This window comes from Mesorhizobium sp. M1A.T.Ca.IN.004.03.1.1 (assembly GCF_003997555.1).
GTDB lineage: Bacteria > Pseudomonadota > Alphaproteobacteria > Rhizobiales > Rhizobiaceae > Mesorhizobium.
In genome coordinates this window covers 1-284 of the sequence record NZ_RZTV01000201.1, presented here as the reverse complement: position 1 = coordinate 284, position 284 = coordinate 1, and the positions used below count along the sequence as shown (strand labels likewise).

Sequence of the window (284 nt, the reverse complement as noted above, 5' to 3'; positions counted from 1 at the left end):
CGGCGCCGATGACGACCATGGTGCGCGGCAATTCTTCGATATCAAGCAACTCGTCGCTGTCGAGCACGGTCTTGCCATCGAACGGCATATAGTCCGGCCGGAAAGGCTTCGTGCCCACGGCAAGCAGGATACTGGCGCCGCTGACCGTCAGCGCTTCGCCATCATCCTTGATGACCTGCAAGGTGGTGGAATCGATGAAACTCGCTTTGCCGCGCATGTGGTGGACACGGTTTCGGGCGAACTGATGCTCGAGCACCTCCACTTCATGGTTGAGCGTAATCAAG

1 pseudogene is annotated in these 284 nt (G+C 58.5%); it reads right to left on the bottom strand.

Features of this window, described 5'->3' with window-relative positions:
- Positions 1-284: pseudogene (locus tag EOD29_RS31335) on the bottom strand (Si-specific NAD(P)(+) transhydrogenase); the annotation flags it as partial.